A 13,762-nucleotide genomic window follows, 5' to 3' on the forward strand; every position below is an offset into this window, starting at 1 on the left:
AAATGAGTATCTTAATTAAACCTATAATCACAGAAAAAGCAACTGCAAACAGTGAATTAAATAACTGTTACAGTTTCTTCGTGAACACAAAGGCGAACAAGGTAGAAATTAAAAAAGCAGTAGAAGCTGCTTATGGCGTTTCTGTAGAAAAAGTTCGTACTATAAATGTCCGTCCAGATAGAAATACTAAGTATACAAAAACTGGTATTCAACATGGTAAAACAAATGCAATGAAAAAAGCAATTGTACAACTGGCGGAAGGTGAAATGATTGATTTATACACTAACATGTAATTAAAGACAAATGTCAGTAAGAAAATTAAAACCAATCACACCAGGTCAGCGATTTAGAGTAGTAAACGGGTTTGACGCCGTTACTACTGATAAGCCGGAGAAAAGTTTATTAGCTCCGAAAAAAAGATCAGGTGGTAGAAACAGTCAAGGACGTATGACTATGCGCTACAAAGGTGGTGGTCATAAAAGAAGGTATCGTATTATCGATTTTAAAAGAACTAAAGTAGGTGTTCCTGCTGAAGTTGCTTCGATTCAATACGATCCAAACAGAACAGCGTTTATTGCTTTATTAAACTATCAAGATGGTGAAAAAGCATATATTATTGCTCAAAATGGATTAAAAGTTGGGCAAACTGTTGTTTCTGGTGAAACTGCATCTCCTGAAATTGGAAATGCTATGCCATTAGCTAATATACCATTAGGTACAATTATTTCTTGTGTAGAGTTAAGACCTGGTCAAGGTGCTGTTATGGCACGTAGTGCTGGTGCTTTTGCACAATTAATGGCAAAGGATGGTAAATTTGTTACGATCAAATTACCTTCAGGAGAAACTAGATTAATCTTGTCTACATGTATGGCTACAATTGGAGCTGTATCTAACTCAGATCATCAATTATTAGTTTCTGGTAAAGCAGGACGTAGTAGATGGTTAGGAAGACGTCCAAGAACAAGACCTGTAGTTATGAACCCAGTTGATCACCCAATGGGAGGTGGTGAAGGTAAGTCTGCAGGTGGACATCCACGTTCTAGAAACGGTGTACCTGCTAAAGGTTACAGAACCCGTTCTAAAACAAAAGCAAGTAACAAGTACATTGTAGAACGTAGAAAGAAATAATAAGACATGGCAAGATCATTAAAAAAAGGACCTTACGTTCATTATAAATTAGAAAAGAAAGTAGCTGCTAATGTAGAAGCTAACAAAAAAACGGTAATCAAAACATGGTCAAGAGCTAGTATGATTACACCTGATTTTGTTGGTCAAACAATCGCAGTACACAACGGTCGTCAGTTTGTTCCAGTTTATGTTACAGAAAACATGGTTGGACATAAATTAGGAGAATTTTCACCAACAAGATCTTTTAGAGGACATGCTGGTGCTAAAAATAAAGGAAAAAAGTAAGCTATGGGAAGTCGTAAAAAACAAATGGCAGACGCTATTAAGGATGCAAAAAAGCAAGTAGCTTTCGCAAAGCTTAATAACTGTCCTACGTCACCAAGAAAAATGCGTTTAGTTGCTGATTTAGTTAGAGGTGAACGCGTAGAAAAAGCACTTAATATTTTAAAGTTTAGCCAAAAAGAAGCTTCAAATCGTTTAGAAAAATTATTGTTATCTGCGATAGCTAACTGGCAAGCAAAAAATGAAGATGCTAGTATAGAAGATGCTGAACTTTTTGTTCAAGAGATAAGAGTTGATGGTGGATCTATGTTAAAAAGATTAAGACCAGCTCCACAAGGACGTGCACACAGAATAAGAAAACGCTCAAACCACGTAACAATCGTAGTAGGAGCTAACAATAATACACAAAGCTAAGATAGATATGGGACAAAAAACAAATCCAATCGGAAATCGCTTAGGAATTATCAGAGGATGGGAATCTAACTGGTACGGAGGAAACGATTATGGTGATAAACTTGCCGAAGACGATAAGATAAGAAAGTATGTTTATGCTCGTTTATCTAAAGCTAGTGTATCAAGAGTAATTATCGAAAGAACTCTTAAACTTGTAACCGTTACTATCACTACTGCTAGACCTGGTATTATTATCGGTAAAGGTGGTCAAGAGGTAGACAAGTTAAAAGAAGAGCTTAAGAAAATTACTGGTAAAGAAGTTCAGATTAATATTTTTGAAATAAAAAGACCTGAACTAGATGCGTTTTTAGTTGCATCAAGTATTGCTCGCCAAATAGAAAATCGTATTTCTTACAGAAGAGCAATTAAAATGGCTATTGCTGCAACAATGCGTATGAATGCAGAAGGAATTAAAGTTCAAATTAGTGGTCGTTTAAACGGTGCTGAAATGGCGCGTTCAGAACATTACAAAGAAGGACGTATTCCTTTATCAACTTTTAGAGCCGATATTGACTATGCTTTAGTTGAAGCACACACTACTTATGGTAGACTAGGTGTTAAGGTATGGATCATGAAAGGTGAAGTATATGGAAAAAGAGAGCTTTCTCCTCTTGTTGGATTATCTAAGAAGCAAGGAAAAGGTGGTCGTGGTGGAAAGAGAGATAATAAATCACGTCGTAGAAAGTAATTTTTTAAAGCAAAGAAAAAATGTTACAGCCTAAAAGAACAAAATTTAGAAAACAACAAAAGGGACGTATGAAAGGTAACTCTGGAAGAGGTCACCAATTATCTTACGGAACTTTTGGAATAAAATCATTAGATTCTAACTTTCTAACTTCACGTCAAATTGAAGCAGCTCGTATTGCAGCTACTCGTTACATGAAAAGAGAAGGGCAGTTATGGATTAAAATATTTCCAGACAAGCCTATTACAAAGAAACCTCTTGAAGTACGTATGGGTAAAGGTAAAGGTGCTGTAGAATATTGGGCGGCTGTTGTTAAACCAGGGAGAATCTTATTTGAAGTTGGAGGTGTGCCTTTAGACGTTGCTAAAGAAGCATTAAGACTTGCAGCTCAAAAATTACCAGTAAAAACTAAGTTTGTAATCGCTAGAGATTACGAAGCATAATTAATTAATATTATGAAACAGTCAGAAATTAAAGAATTATCTGTAGCTGAGTTACAAGAGAAACTTAGTGAAACAAAAAAGAGCTATGTAGATTTAAAAATGGCTCATGCAGTCTCTCCTTTAGAGAATCCTATTCAATTACGTTCAGTAAGACGTGATGTTGCTAGAATAGCTACGGAATTAACTAAAAGAGATTTAAAATAATTCTGCTTAAAGATGGAAAATAGAAATTTAAGAAAAGAGCGTATAGGTGTAGTTACTAGTAACAAAATGCAGAAATCAATAGTGGTTTCTGAGGTTAAAAAAGTAAAACACCCAATGTACGGAAAGTTCGTATTAAAGACTAAAAAATACGTAGCACACGACGAGACAAATGATTGTAACATTGGTGATACTGTAAAGATCATGGAAACAAGACCTTTAAGTAAATCTAAATGTTGGAGATTAGTTGAAATAATTGAAAGAGCGAAGTAATTATGGTACAACAAGAATCAAGATTAAAAGTAGCAGACAACACTGGAGCAAAAGAAGTATTAACTATTCGTGTTCTAGGTGGTACTAAAAGAAGATATGCTTCTGTAGGAGACAAAATTGTCGTTTCAGTAAAAGATGCAACTCCTAACGGAAACGTTAAAAAAGGAGCTGTTTCTACTGCAGTAGTTGTTCGTACCAAAAAAGAAGTTAGACGTCCAGATGGATCTTATATTAGATTTGACGATAACGCATGTGTTTTATTAAATCCAACAGGAGAAATGAGAGGAACACGTGTATTTGGACCTGTAGCTAGAGAACTTCGTGATAAACAATTCATGAAAATTGTATCATTAGCACCAGAGGTGCTTTAATTGATAAATAAGATGGCAAAGCTTAAAATAAAAACAGGAGATATCGTAAAAGTTATAGCAGGTGATCATAAAGGATCTGAAGGTACAGTACAAAAAGTGCTTATCGAAAAAAACAAAGCTATAGTAGAAGGCGTGAACATGGTTAAGAAACATACTAAACCAAGTGCACAAAACCCTCAAGGTGGTATTGTAGAAAAAGAAGCACCAATTAACATTTCAAACTTATCATTGTTAACTTCTAAAGGAGAAACAACTAGAGTAGGTTATAGAATGGAAGGTGATAAAAAAGTAAGATTTTCTAAAAAATCTAATGAAGTATTATAGTTATGGGATATTCACCGAGACTAAAAGAAGAGTATAAAAGCAAAGTAATTGCAGCTCTTACAGAAGAATTTGGATATAGTAACGTTATGCAAGTACCAAAGCTAGAAAAAATAGTGCTTTCTAGAGGTGTTGGTGCTGCAGTAGCAGATAAAAAATTAGTAGACCACGCAGTAGAAGAATTAACAACTATTACTGGTCAAAAAGCTGTTGCTACTATGTCTAAAAAGGATGTTGCGTCTTTCAAATTACGTAAAGGAATGCCAATCGGAGCAAAAGTTACTTTACGTGGAGAAAGAATGTATGAGTTTTTAGATCGTTTAATCACTACAGCGTTACCACGTGTAAGAGATTTTAACGGAATTAAAGCTACAGGTTTTGACGGAAGAGGTAACTACAACCTAGGAGTTACTGAACAAATTATATTTCCAGAAATAAATATCGATAAAGTTAATAAAATTGACGGAATGGATATTACATTTGTAACTTCTGCTGAAACTGATAAAGAAGCAAAATCATTATTAACAGAATTAGGATTGCCTTTTCAAAAAAACTAAATTATGGCTAAAGAATCAATGAAAGCCCGTGAGGTTAAAAGAGCAAAAACAGTAGCTAAATATGCTGAGAAACGTAAAGCTTTAAAAGAAGCTGGAGATTACGAAGCATTACAGAAGTTACCTAAAAATGCCTCTCCGGTTCGTATGCACAATAGATGTAAACTTACAGGAAGACCAAAAGGATACATGCGTACTTTTGGTATCTCTCGTGTAATGTTTAGAGAAATGGCAAACAAAGGTTTAATACCAGGTGTTAAAAAAGCAAGTTGGTAAAATTATTATAAATTGGATTAAGGTTTGCAATAGTGCAAAAACCAAGTCCGCAAATTAATACATATGTATACAGATCCAATAGCAGATTATTTAACTAGAATTAGAAACGCTGTGCGTGCTAATCATAGAGTAGTTGAAATCCCTGCTTCAAATTTAAAAAAGGATATAACTAAAATTTTATTCGATCAAGGATATATTTTAAGTTATAAATTTGATGACTCTTCAGTACAAGGAACTATTAAGATAGCTCTTAAGTATAATAAAGAGACAAAAGAGCCAGTAATTAGAAAAATTCAAAGAATTAGTAAACCTGGTTTACGTAAGTACTCAGGTTCTAAAGAAATGCCAAGAATTCTTAACGGTTTAGGTATTGCAATTGTTTCTACTTCTCACGGAGTAATGACAGGTAAGCAAGCCCAAAGAGAGAATGTAGGTGGCGAAGTTTTATGTTACGTTTACTAATTAAAAATCCAGAAAGAAAATGTCAAGAATAGGAAATAATCCAGTTGCCATTCCAGAAGGAGTAACTGTAACAGTAAAAGATAATACAATTACGGTAAAAGGAAAATTAGGGGAATTAACTCAAGATTTTGATACTGTAGAAGTAAAAGTAGAAGAAGGAAACGTATTAGTAACACGTTCTGCAGAAACTAAGCAACATAAAGCTAAGCACGGTTTATACCGTTCTTTAATCAATAATATGATTGAAGGTGTATCTAAAGGTTGGACTAAAGAACTAGAGTTAGTCGGAGTAGGATACAGAGCAAGTAACCAAGGTAATGTTTTAGAATTAGCCTTAGGTTTTTCTCACAATATAGTGATGAGTTTAGCACCAGAAATTAAAGTTGAAACAGTTTCTGAAAAAGGTAAAAATCCAATCATAAAACTTTCATCTTTTGATAAACAATTAGTAGGTCAAGTAGCTGCTAAGATCAGAGGATTTAGAAAGCCTGAACCATACAAAGGAAAAGGTATTAAGTTTGTTGGAGAAGAATTAAGAAGAAAAGCTGGTAAATCAGCATAATAATTTAGTTATGGCGTTAACAAAATCACAAAGAAGATCAAGAATAAAAAGCAGAATTCGTAAGATTGTTTCTGGCACAGAAGCAAGACCGAGATTATCTGTTTTCAGAAGTAATAAAGAAATTTATGCTCAAATAGTAGATGACGTTACAGGTAAAACACTAGTAGCTGCATCTTCAAGAGATAAAGATATTAGTTCTTCAAAAGGTAATAAAGTAGAAATAGCTGCATTAGTAGGTAAGTCTATCGCTGAAAAAGCCTTAAAGGCTGGTGTTGAAACTATTTCTTTTGATAGAGGTGGTTATTTATATCACGGAAGAGTAAAATCATTAGCTGAAGGAGCTAGAGAAGGAGGACTTAAATTCTAAGAAATTATGTATCAAAAATACAAAAGCGCAGAGTTAGTAAAACCAAGTGGATTAGATCTTAAAGATCGTTTAGTTGGAGTACAAAGAGTTACTAAAGTAACTAAAGGAGGTAGAGCATTTGGATTTTCAGCAATCGTTGTGGTTGGTGATGAAGCAGGTGTAGTAGGACATGGTCTAGGTAAATCAAAAGATGTTGCTAGTGCAATAGCAAAAGCAATAGAAGATGCTAAGAAAAATTTAGTACGTATACCTATATCAAAAGGAACATTACCTCACGAACAAAAAGGTAAATATGGTGGTGCAAGAGTAAACATTATACCTGCAGCTCCTGGTACAGGAGTAATTGCTGGAGGAGCTGTTAGAACAGTTTTAGAAGCAGTAGGTGTACACGATGTATTATCTAAGTCTCAAGGATCATCAAACCCACACAATGTAGTAAAAGCTACTTTTGATGCTTTATTACAATTAAGAGACCCACAATCGATTGCTCGTGAAAGAGGAATCTCTTTAGAAAAAGTTTTTAACGGTTAATCAAAACAGAAATGTCTAAGATAAAAGTAAAAAAAGTTAAAAGCGCAATCAATAGAACTCAAAGACAAAAGAGAACTTTAGAAGCTCTTGGTCTTAAAAAGATTGGGCAAGTTGTAGAGCACGAGGCTACTCCTAATATCTTAGGAATGGTAGCAAAAGTAAATCACTTAGTTTCTGTAGAAGAAATTAAATAATAATACTGAAAAATGGATTTAAGTAATTTAAAACCTGCAGAAGGTTCAGTTAAAGGTCAAGGAAAAAGAGTAGGTAGAGGTCAAGGTTCTGGTAAGGGTGGTACTGCAACACGTGGACACAAAGGAGCTAAATCTAGATCAGGATACTCTAAAAAAGTAGGTTTCGAAGGAGGGCAAATGCCAATCCAACGTAGAGTGCCTAAGTTTGGCTTCACTAATATAAATCGTAAAGAGTATCAAGGAGTTAACCTTGACACTATCCAACAATTAGTTGACGATAAGAAAATTAAGGATACTTTAGATTTTGAAACACTTGTAAGTTTAGGACTAGTTGGTAAAAACGAATTAGTTAAAATCTTAGGAAGAGGTGAATTAAAATCAAAGTTAAACGTAACAGCTCATAAATTTACTGCTACAGCTAAAGCTGCTATCGAAGCTGCAGGAGGAGAAGCTGTAACTTTATAAGAATTATAGACGCATGAAATTTATAGAGACATTAAAAAATGTTTGGAAAATCGAAGAACTAAGAAACAGAATCATCGTTACTGTTGGTCTGTTATTAGTTTACAGATTTGGAGCACAAGTGGTATTACCAGGTATAGATGCTGCTCAGTTATCTAACTTACAAACTGAAACTAGTGAAGGTTTATTTGGATTATTAAATGCCTTTACTGGTGGAGCTTTTGCTAATGCTTCAGTTTTTGCTCTAGGAATCATGCCTTACATTTCAGCCTCTATTGTAGTTCAATTAATGGGAATAGCTATTCCATACTTACAAAAGCTACAAAAAGAAGGTGCAAGCGGACAAAAGAAAATAACGCAAATAACAAGATGGTTAACTATAGCAATCTGTCTAGTACAAGCACCAGGTTATTTAGCTAGTTTAGGTCCAGTGTTTGGTATTCCAAATTCAGCATTTTTATTAGGACAAGGAGGAATGTTTTATGTTTCTTCTATAGTAATCTTAGTTACAGGTACAATTTTTGCAATGTGGTTAGGAGAAAAAATAACTGACAAAGGAATTGGTAATGGTATTTCATTATTAATTATGGTTGGTATTATTGCTACCTTACCGAAAGCATTTTTACAAAATGCTGATTCAAGAATGGCAGATGGTAACAACGTAATGATGATTTTATTTGAAGTTGTTATTTGGTTTGCTATCATTTTATTGTCAATCTTATTAGTAATGGCTGTACGTAAAATTGCTGTACAATATGCAAGAAGAACAGCATCTGGTGGTTATGAAAAGAATGTATTTGGATCAAGACAATACATTCCATTAAAGCTTAACGCTTCAGGTGTAATGCCTATCATTTTTGCTCAAGCAATTATGTTTGTTCCAGGTCTTATTGGTAAATCTTCTTTCTTAGAAGATACATCAGCAGGTTTGTGGCTACAAACAAATTTCTCTGATATATTTGGTTTTTGGTACAATTTAGTATTTGCATTATTAATAATTATATTCACATATTTTTATACTGCAATTACAGTACCTACAAACAAAATGGCTGATGATTTAAAACGAAGCGGTGGTTTTATACCAGGTATTCGTCCAGGATCAGAAACATCAGAGTACCTAGACAAGATAATGTCTCAAATAACGTTACCAGGTTCAATATTCTTAGCTTTAATAGCTGTGTTCCCAGCATTTATAGTTAAGTTAATGGGTGTACAACAAGGATGGGCATTATTTTTTGGAGGTACATCATTATTAATTATGGTTGGAGTTGCAATCGATACTATGCAACAAGTAAACTCTTACTTGTTAAATAGACATTACGATGGCTTGATGAAAACAGGTAAAAACAGAAAAGCAGTAGCTTAATATTTTTAACATGGCAAAACAAGCAGCAATAGAACAAGACGGAACAATTATAGAAGCATTATCTAATGCTATGTTCCGAGTAGAATTAGAAAATGGTCACATTGTGACTGCGCATATTTCTGGTAAAATGCGTATGCATTACATTAAACTTTTACCAGGAGATAAAGTAAAATTAGAAATGAGTCCTTACGATTTAACTAAGGCTCGTATAACTTATAGATACTAATACGATGAAAGTAAGAGCATCAATTAAAAAAAGAAGCGCAGATTGTAAAATAGTGCGCAGAAAAGGTAGACTTTACGTCATTAATAAAAAGAATCCTAGATTCAAACAAAGACAAGGGTAATTATGGCAAGAATTGCAGGAGTAGACATACCAAAACAGAAAAGAGGAGTAATCTCTTTAACTTATATCTACGGAGTAGGTAAAAGTAGAGCAAAAGAAATTTTAGCAGCTGCTAAAGTAGACGAAAGCATCAAAGTACAAGACTGGACAGATGATCAAATCGGAGCAATCCGTGATGCTGTTGGTAACTATACTATTGAAGGTGAATTACGTTCTGAAACTCAATTAAACATTAAGCGATTAATGGATATAGGATGTTACAGAGGTATACGTCATAGAGCAGGTCTTCCTTTAAGAGGACAACGTACTAAAAACAACTCTAGAACTAGAAAAGGTAGAAGAAAAACAGTTGCTAACAAGAAAAAAGCAAGCTAATAAACAATTTGGTCTTTAGTATTTAGACGTTGGAAGGAATCTGTTTGAAATTATAAAAGGTTTAGGATTCTAGCGACTATTAACTAAAAACAAAGAACAATAATAATATGGCAAAGACAAACGCTAAAAGTACAAAAAAACGTAAAGTTATTATTGATGCTGTAGGAGAAGCACACATCACAGCTTCTTTTAACAACATCATTATCTCACTTACAAACAAAAAAGGTGACGTAATTTCATGGTCATCTGCAGGTAAGATGGGCTTTAGAGGATCTAAAAAAAATACTCCTTATGCAGCGCAATTAGCAGCAGAAGATGCTTCAGGTGTAGCTAAAGAGGCTGGTTTAAAAAAGGTGAAAGTTTATGTGAAAGGTCCTGGTAATGGTAGAGAATCTGCTATCCGTTCTATTCACAATGCAGGTATCGAAGTAACCGAAATCGTAGATGTTACTCCATTACCACACAACGGATGTCGTCCTCCTAAAAGAAGAAGAGTTTAATAACGTAAAACCTTTTACGTCATTAAAATACATTATAAAATTAATATCATCTGTTTTACAGATGGTATTAATTTTTTGCATAAATTTGCAAACTGAAAAATTTAATAAACAAGTATAACAAGAGATTAACGATTATCGAAGGATAAGATTAAGACCTTAATTCATAATCACTCTTTAATTAATTTAAAAATGGCAAGATATACTGGTCCTAAAACTAAAATAGCTCGTAAATTTGGCGAAGCTATCTTCGGAGACGATAAAGCTTTCGAAAAAAGAAATTACCCTCCAGGACAACATGGAGCAAACAAAAGACGTGGTAAAAAATCTGAATATGCAATCCAATTAATGGAAAAGCAAAAAGCTAAATATACTTATGGTATTTTAGAAAAGCAATTCAGAAACATGTTTAAAAGAGCAACAGCAGCACCTGGAATTACAGGTGAAGTTTTATTACAATTGTGTGAGTCTAGATTAGATAACGTTGTATTTAGAATGGGTATCTCTCCTTCAAGAAGAGGAGCGAGACAATTAGTTTCTCACAGACATATTACTGTTAATGGTGAAGTAGTAAATATTCCTTCATACCAATTAAAAGCAGGAGATGTTGTTGCAGTAAGAGAAAAATCTAAATCACTTGAAGCTATAGAAAGATCACTTTCAAATTCAAGCAATGTATTTGAATGGATTACTTGGAATACAGAGAAAAAAGAAGGAACTTTTGTATCTGTACCAGCAAGAATTCAAATACCAGAAAATATTAACGAGCAATTCATCGTCGAATTATACTCTAAATAATAAATTAACATTGGTATTTAGCCAAAGGGTTTATTCGTATCTCTTCAAACTTATAAACCGCGCAACTAAATAACAATTAAAACGAAGAACAATATGGCAGTATTTAATTTTCAAAAACCTGATAAAGTAATCATGATTGATTCTACTGATTTCGAAGGTAAATTCGAATTCAGACCATTAGAACCAGGTTATGGTTTAACAGTTGGTAATGCTTTACGTAGAGTTTTACTTTCATCTTTAGAAGGTTTTGCAATAACATCAGTTAGAATAGAAGGTGTAGATCACGAATTTTCTACAATACCAGGTGTTGTTGAAGACGTAACAGAAATTATCTTAAACTTAAAACAAGTTCGTTTTAAGCGTCAAATAGAAGATGTAGATAATGAGTCTGTTTCAATTTCAATTTCTGGACAAGAACAAATCGTTGCTGGAGATTTTCAAAAATTTATTTCAGGATTTCAAGTATTAAACGCAGATCAAGTAATCTGTAACTTAGATCCAAAAGTAAATATTAACATGGAAATCACTATCGAAAAAGGTAGAGGTTATGTTCCTGCTGAAGAAAACAAAAAAGCTACAGCTCCTATAGGAACAATTTTTACAGATTCGATTTATACACCAATTAAAAATGTTAAATACAGCATAGAAAATTATCGTGTAGAGCAAAAAACTGATTATGAAAAGTTAGTTTTCGAGATTCAAACAGATGGTTCTATAAATCCACAAGATGCTTTAACAGAAGCAGCTAAAACGTTAATTCACCACTTTATGTTATTCTCAGACGAGAGAATTACTTTAGAAGCTGATGAGATAGCTCAAACTGAAACTTATGATGAAGAATCGCTTCATATGAGACAGTTGCTTAAAACTAAGTTAGTAGATATGGATTTATCTGTTCGTGCTCTTAACTGTTTAAAAGCTGCAGAAGTAGATACTTTAGGTGACTTGGTATCTTTCAATAAAAATGATTTAATGAAGTTCCGTAACTTTGGTAAAAAATCTTTAACAGAGCTTGAAGAGCTTGTTAATGTTAAAGGTCTTAACTTCGGTATGGATCTTTCAAAATACAAATTAGATAAAGACTAACACTTCATATTTTGCTCCTCAAAAAGGGTAGAGCAAGATGATGGTTAAAACAAAAATGTCATGAGACACGGAAAAAAAATAAACCACTTAGGTAGAAAAACAGCACATAGAAAATCTATGTTAGCTAACATGGCTTGTTCTTTAATAGAGCACAAGCGTATCAACACTACTGTTGCTAAAGCAAAAGCTTTAAAAGTTTTTGTAGAGCCAATGATTACTAAAGCTAAAGAAGATACTACTCATAATAGACGTATCGTTTTTAGTCGATTAAGACAAAAAGAGGCTGTTACAGAATTATTTAGAGAAGTAGCAACTAAAGTAGGAGACAGACCAGGTGGGTATACGCGTATTATCAAATTAGGTAATCGTCTAGGAGATAACGCTGATATGGCTATGATCGAGTTAGTAGATTATAACGAAATCTATAACGCTGGTAATAAGCCTAAAAAATCAACAAGAAGAAGTAGACGTGGTGGTTCTAAACCAGCTGCAGCTAAAGTTGATAACACAGTAACTAACGAAGAAGAATAAATGTTAATAAGCATTTAACATATAAAGGATAATCTATTTTAGATTATCCTTTTTTTTATGCAATTTTGTGAAACCTTTATTATTACAATGAAATATCAAAAACTTAAAAAAGCACTTATCTTATTAGAAGACGGAACAATTTTTCATGGAAAAGCAGTAGGCAAAGAAGGCACTGCTTTTGGAGAAGTATGTTTTAATACCGGCATGACTGGTTATCAAGAAATATTTACAGATCCGTCTTACTATGGACAATTAATGGTAACAACCAATGCGCATATTGGTAATTACGGAGTTAATGATGAAGAAGTTGAATCTGACTCAATTAAAATATCAGGATTAATTTGTCGTAACTTTAGTTATGATTTTTCCCGAGTAAAAGCAGATGGATCATTAGAAGATTTTTTAAACAAACATAATCTTTTAGCAATTTCTGATGTAGACACACGCGCATTAGTTACATACATACGTGAAAACGGAGCGATGAATGCAGTTATTTCTACTGAAGTTGATAATGTTGAAGGCTTAAAAGAGCAATTAGCAAAAGTGCCTTCAATGAATGGTTTAGAACTTGCTTCTAAAGTATCAACTAAAGAAGCATATTATGTAGGAGATGAAAATGCTCCTATAAAGATAGCTGCATTAGATATAGGAATAAAAAAGAACATACTTCGTAATTTAGCAACACGTGGCGCATATATAAAAGTCTTCCCTTTTGATAGTACTTTTAAAGATATGAGTGATTGGAATCCTGATGGCTATTTTTTATCAAATGGTCCTGGTGATCCAGAACCTTTAAAAGGAGCTATTGAAGTAGCAAAACAAATTATAGATAAAAATCTCCCTTTATTTGGAATTTGTTTAGGTCACCAAGTTATCGCTTTAGCTAACGGAATTTCTACTTACAAAATGCATCACGGTCATAGAGGTATAAATCACCCTATTATGAACCTAGAAACTGGTAAAGGAGAAATAACATCTCAAAACCATGGTTTTGCAGTAAACAGAGAAGAAGCAGAAGCGCATCCAGACTTAGAAATTACACATGTACATCTTAATGACAATACAGTAGCAGGTTTAAAAATGAAATCTAAAAATGTTTTCTCTGTACAGTATCATCCAGAAGCTAGTCCAGGACCAAATGACTCTACATATCTTTTTGATCAATTCATAGAAAATATAAAATCAAACAAATAAAAAA

At 33.5% G+C, this 13,762-nt stretch carries 27 protein-coding genes; all 27 read left to right on the plus strand.

Going from position 1 to position 13,762, the window contains the following annotated elements; translation table 11 throughout:
* Nucleotides 1–2 precede the first annotated feature (2 nt).
* The 27 genes from rplW (at nt 3) to carA (ending at nt 13,758) form a co-directional block, all read left to right on the plus strand.
* A complete protein-coding gene (gene rplW, locus WA340_RS08935; RefSeq protein WP_027880211.1) occupies nt 3–293 on the plus strand; it encodes a 50S ribosomal protein L23 in 291 nt (96 codons plus the stop codon).
* Nucleotides 294–303: 10 nt separating this feature from the next.
* Nucleotides 304–1,128 carry a 50S ribosomal protein L2 gene (gene rplB / locus WA340_RS08940; RefSeq protein WP_027880210.1) on the plus strand — a complete coding sequence of 275 codons (825 nt, stop codon included), beginning with the start codon at nt 304–306 and terminating at the stop codon, nt 1,126–1,128.
* Nucleotides 1,129–1,134: 6 nt separating this feature from the next.
* The gene (rpsS, locus tag WA340_RS08945; RefSeq protein ID WP_027880209.1) at nt 1,135–1,413 is read left to right on the plus strand and encodes a 30S ribosomal protein S19; all 279 of its coding nucleotides are present in this window, start codon (nt 1,135–1,137) and stop codon (nt 1,411–1,413) included.
* Between the two features lie 3 nt (nt 1,414–1,416).
* Nucleotides 1,417–1,824 (plus strand): 50S ribosomal protein L22, encoded by a 408-nt coding sequence (gene rplV / locus WA340_RS08950; RefSeq protein WP_027880208.1) that lies wholly within the window; start codon nt 1,417–1,419, stop codon nt 1,822–1,824.
* 7 nt (nt 1,825–1,831) lie between these two features.
* Nucleotides 1,832–2,551: a 30S ribosomal protein S3 gene (gene rpsC, locus WA340_RS08955; RefSeq protein ID WP_027880207.1), complete on the plus strand. Its 720-nt coding sequence runs from the start codon at nt 1,832–1,834 to the stop codon at nt 2,549–2,551.
* 20 nt (nt 2,552–2,571) lie between these two features.
* Entirely contained in the window at nt 2,572–2,991 is a 420-nt protein-coding gene (gene rplP / locus WA340_RS08960; RefSeq protein WP_027880206.1) for a 50S ribosomal protein L16, read from the plus strand.
* A 12-nt stretch (nt 2,992–3,003) separates the two neighbouring features.
* Entirely contained in the window at nt 3,004–3,195 is a 192-nt protein-coding gene (gene rpmC / locus WA340_RS08965) for a 50S ribosomal protein L29 (RefSeq protein ID WP_027880205.1), read from the plus strand.
* A 12-nt stretch (nt 3,196–3,207) separates the two neighbouring features.
* Entirely contained in the window at nt 3,208–3,465 is a 258-nt protein-coding gene (gene rpsQ, locus WA340_RS08970; protein ID WP_027880204.1) for a 30S ribosomal protein S17, read from the plus strand.
* Nucleotides 3,466–3,467: 2 nt separating this feature from the next.
* Nucleotides 3,468–3,836 carry a 50S ribosomal protein L14 gene (rplN, locus tag WA340_RS08975; RefSeq protein ID WP_027880203.1) on the plus strand — a complete coding sequence of 123 codons (369 nt, stop codon included), beginning with the start codon at nt 3,468–3,470 and terminating at the stop codon, nt 3,834–3,836.
* A gap of 12 nt (nt 3,837–3,848) precedes the next feature.
* A complete protein-coding gene (gene rplX, locus WA340_RS08980) occupies nt 3,849–4,160 on the plus strand; it encodes a 50S ribosomal protein L24 (RefSeq protein WP_336128597.1) in 312 nt (103 codons plus the stop codon).
* 2 nt (nt 4,161–4,162) lie between these two features.
* Entirely contained in the window at nt 4,163–4,714 is a 552-nt protein-coding gene (rplE, locus tag WA340_RS08985) for a 50S ribosomal protein L5 (RefSeq protein WP_027880201.1), read from the plus strand.
* Nucleotides 4,715–4,717: 3 nt separating this feature from the next.
* Nucleotides 4,718–4,987: a 30S ribosomal protein S14 gene (gene rpsN, locus WA340_RS08990; RefSeq protein WP_027880200.1), complete on the plus strand. Its 270-nt coding sequence runs from the start codon at nt 4,718–4,720 to the stop codon at nt 4,985–4,987.
* A 63-nt stretch (nt 4,988–5,050) separates the two neighbouring features.
* Nucleotides 5,051–5,449, plus strand: a complete 399-nt coding sequence (gene rpsH / locus WA340_RS08995) for a 30S ribosomal protein S8 (protein ID WP_027880199.1) — start codon at nt 5,051–5,053, stop codon at nt 5,447–5,449.
* Nucleotides 5,450–5,468: 19 nt separating this feature from the next.
* On the plus strand, nt 5,469–6,011 hold the full coding sequence (gene rplF, locus WA340_RS09000; RefSeq protein WP_027880198.1) for a 50S ribosomal protein L6: 543 nt from the start codon (nt 5,469–5,471) through the stop codon (nt 6,009–6,011).
* Between the two features lie 10 nt (nt 6,012–6,021).
* The gene (gene rplR / locus WA340_RS09005; protein WP_027880197.1) at nt 6,022–6,378 is read left to right on the plus strand and encodes a 50S ribosomal protein L18; all 357 of its coding nucleotides are present in this window, start codon (nt 6,022–6,024) and stop codon (nt 6,376–6,378) included.
* Nucleotides 6,379–6,384: 6 nt separating this feature from the next.
* A complete protein-coding gene (rpsE, locus tag WA340_RS09010) occupies nt 6,385–6,909 on the plus strand; it encodes a 30S ribosomal protein S5 (RefSeq protein WP_027880196.1) in 525 nt (174 codons plus the stop codon).
* Between the two features lie 11 nt (nt 6,910–6,920).
* Nucleotides 6,921–7,103 carry a 50S ribosomal protein L30 gene (rpmD, locus tag WA340_RS09015; protein WP_027880195.1) on the plus strand — a complete coding sequence of 61 codons (183 nt, stop codon included), beginning with the start codon at nt 6,921–6,923 and terminating at the stop codon, nt 7,101–7,103.
* Between the two features lie 12 nt (nt 7,104–7,115).
* Entirely contained in the window at nt 7,116–7,568 is a 453-nt protein-coding gene (rplO, locus tag WA340_RS09020) for a 50S ribosomal protein L15 (protein ID WP_223076185.1), read from the plus strand.
* 13 nt (nt 7,569–7,581) lie between these two features.
* The gene (secY, locus tag WA340_RS09025) at nt 7,582–8,931 is read left to right on the plus strand and encodes a preprotein translocase subunit SecY (RefSeq protein WP_336128598.1); all 1,350 of its coding nucleotides are present in this window, start codon (nt 7,582–7,584) and stop codon (nt 8,929–8,931) included.
* Between the two features lie 10 nt (nt 8,932–8,941).
* The gene (gene infA, locus WA340_RS09030; RefSeq protein ID WP_007094967.1) at nt 8,942–9,157 is read left to right on the plus strand and encodes a translation initiation factor IF-1; all 216 of its coding nucleotides are present in this window, start codon (nt 8,942–8,944) and stop codon (nt 9,155–9,157) included.
* A 4-nt stretch (nt 9,158–9,161) separates the two neighbouring features.
* Nucleotides 9,162–9,278, plus strand: coding sequence for a type B 50S ribosomal protein L36 (gene ykgO, locus WA340_RS09035; protein ID WP_010519235.1), 117 nt, complete (start codon nt 9,162–9,164; stop codon nt 9,276–9,278).
* Nucleotides 9,279–9,280: 2 nt separating this feature from the next.
* Nucleotides 9,281–9,652: a 30S ribosomal protein S13 gene (gene rpsM / locus WA340_RS09040; RefSeq protein ID WP_027880192.1), complete on the plus strand. Its 372-nt coding sequence runs from the start codon at nt 9,281–9,283 to the stop codon at nt 9,650–9,652.
* A gap of 107 nt (nt 9,653–9,759) precedes the next feature.
* A complete protein-coding gene (gene rpsK, locus WA340_RS09045; protein WP_336065076.1) occupies nt 9,760–10,152 on the plus strand; it encodes a 30S ribosomal protein S11 in 393 nt (130 codons plus the stop codon).
* Between the two features lie 189 nt (nt 10,153–10,341).
* Complete coding sequence (rpsD, locus tag WA340_RS09050; RefSeq protein ID WP_027880190.1) at nt 10,342–10,947, plus strand: 30S ribosomal protein S4; 606 nt, start codon at nt 10,342–10,344, stop codon at nt 10,945–10,947.
* Between the two features lie 93 nt (nt 10,948–11,040).
* Complete coding sequence (locus WA340_RS09055; RefSeq protein ID WP_027880189.1) at nt 11,041–12,033, plus strand: DNA-directed RNA polymerase subunit alpha; 993 nt, start codon at nt 11,041–11,043, stop codon at nt 12,031–12,033.
* A 60-nt stretch (nt 12,034–12,093) separates the two neighbouring features.
* Nucleotides 12,094–12,564, plus strand: coding sequence for a 50S ribosomal protein L17 (gene rplQ / locus WA340_RS09060; RefSeq protein WP_304141998.1), 471 nt, complete (start codon nt 12,094–12,096; stop codon nt 12,562–12,564).
* Nucleotides 12,565–12,651: 87 nt separating this feature from the next.
* On the plus strand, nt 12,652–13,758 hold the full coding sequence (gene carA, locus WA340_RS09065) for a glutamine-hydrolyzing carbamoyl-phosphate synthase small subunit (protein WP_336128600.1): 1,107 nt from the start codon (nt 12,652–12,654) through the stop codon (nt 13,756–13,758).
* The last annotated feature ends 4 nt before the right edge of the window (nt 13,759–13,762 follow it).

It is taken from the genome of Mesoflavibacter sp. CH_XMU1422-2 (assembly GCF_037029245.1).
Lineage (GTDB): Bacteria > Bacteroidota > Bacteroidia > Flavobacteriales > Flavobacteriaceae > Mesoflavibacter > Mesoflavibacter zeaxanthinifaciens.

Coding starts and splice junctions, on each gene's coding strand:
- rpsM (WP_027880192.1), top strand. CDS start 9,281: ATGGCAAGAATTGCAGGAGTAGACATACCAAAACAGAAAAGAGGAGTA.
- rpsD (WP_027880190.1), top strand. CDS start 10,342: ATGGCAAGATATACTGGTCCTAAAACTAAAATAGCTCGTAAATTTGGC.
- rpsS (WP_027880209.1), top strand. CDS start 1,135: ATGGCAAGATCATTAAAAAAAGGACCTTACGTTCATTATAAATTAGAA.
- rplB (WP_027880210.1), top strand. CDS start 304: ATGTCAGTAAGAAAATTAAAACCAATCACACCAGGTCAGCGATTTAGA.
- ykgO (WP_010519235.1), top strand. CDS start 9,162: ATGAAAGTAAGAGCATCAATTAAAAAAAGAAGCGCAGATTGTAAAATA.
- rpsE (WP_027880196.1), top strand. CDS start 6,385: ATGTATCAAAAATACAAAAGCGCAGAGTTAGTAAAACCAAGTGGATTA.
- rplO (WP_223076185.1), top strand. CDS start 7,116: ATGGATTTAAGTAATTTAAAACCTGCAGAAGGTTCAGTTAAAGGTCAA.
- rpsK (WP_336065076.1), top strand. CDS start 9,760: ATGGCAAAGACAAACGCTAAAAGTACAAAAAAACGTAAAGTTATTATT.
- rplV (WP_027880208.1), top strand. CDS start 1,417: ATGGGAAGTCGTAAAAAACAAATGGCAGACGCTATTAAGGATGCAAAA.
- rplP (WP_027880206.1), top strand. CDS start 2,572: ATGTTACAGCCTAAAAGAACAAAATTTAGAAAACAACAAAAGGGACGT.
- rpsN (WP_027880200.1), top strand. CDS start 4,718: ATGGCTAAAGAATCAATGAAAGCCCGTGAGGTTAAAAGAGCAAAAACA.
- rpmC (WP_027880205.1), top strand. CDS start 3,004: ATGAAACAGTCAGAAATTAAAGAATTATCTGTAGCTGAGTTACAAGAG.
- rplW (WP_027880211.1), top strand. CDS start 3: ATGAGTATCTTAATTAAACCTATAATCACAGAAAAAGCAACTGCAAAC.
- rplE (WP_027880201.1), top strand. CDS start 4,163: ATGGGATATTCACCGAGACTAAAAGAAGAGTATAAAAGCAAAGTAATT.
- carA (WP_336128600.1), top strand. CDS start 12,652: ATGAAATATCAAAAACTTAAAAAAGCACTTATCTTATTAGAAGACGGA.
- rpsC (WP_027880207.1), top strand. CDS start 1,832: ATGGGACAAAAAACAAATCCAATCGGAAATCGCTTAGGAATTATCAGA.
- rpmD (WP_027880195.1), top strand. CDS start 6,921: ATGTCTAAGATAAAAGTAAAAAAAGTTAAAAGCGCAATCAATAGAACT.
- rpsQ (WP_027880204.1), top strand. CDS start 3,208: ATGGAAAATAGAAATTTAAGAAAAGAGCGTATAGGTGTAGTTACTAGT.
- rplF (WP_027880198.1), top strand. CDS start 5,469: ATGTCAAGAATAGGAAATAATCCAGTTGCCATTCCAGAAGGAGTAACT.
- rplQ (WP_304141998.1), top strand. CDS start 12,094: ATGAGACACGGAAAAAAAATAAACCACTTAGGTAGAAAAACAGCACAT.
- WA340_RS09055 (WP_027880189.1), top strand. CDS start 11,041: ATGGCAGTATTTAATTTTCAAAAACCTGATAAAGTAATCATGATTGAT.
- infA (WP_007094967.1), top strand. CDS start 8,942: ATGGCAAAACAAGCAGCAATAGAACAAGACGGAACAATTATAGAAGCA.
- rplN (WP_027880203.1), top strand. CDS start 3,468: ATGGTACAACAAGAATCAAGATTAAAAGTAGCAGACAACACTGGAGCA.
- rplR (WP_027880197.1), top strand. CDS start 6,022: ATGGCGTTAACAAAATCACAAAGAAGATCAAGAATAAAAAGCAGAATT.
- rpsH (WP_027880199.1), top strand. CDS start 5,051: ATGTATACAGATCCAATAGCAGATTATTTAACTAGAATTAGAAACGCT.
- rplX (WP_336128597.1), top strand. CDS start 3,849: ATGGCAAAGCTTAAAATAAAAACAGGAGATATCGTAAAAGTTATAGCA.
- secY (WP_336128598.1), top strand. CDS start 7,582: ATGAAATTTATAGAGACATTAAAAAATGTTTGGAAAATCGAAGAACTA.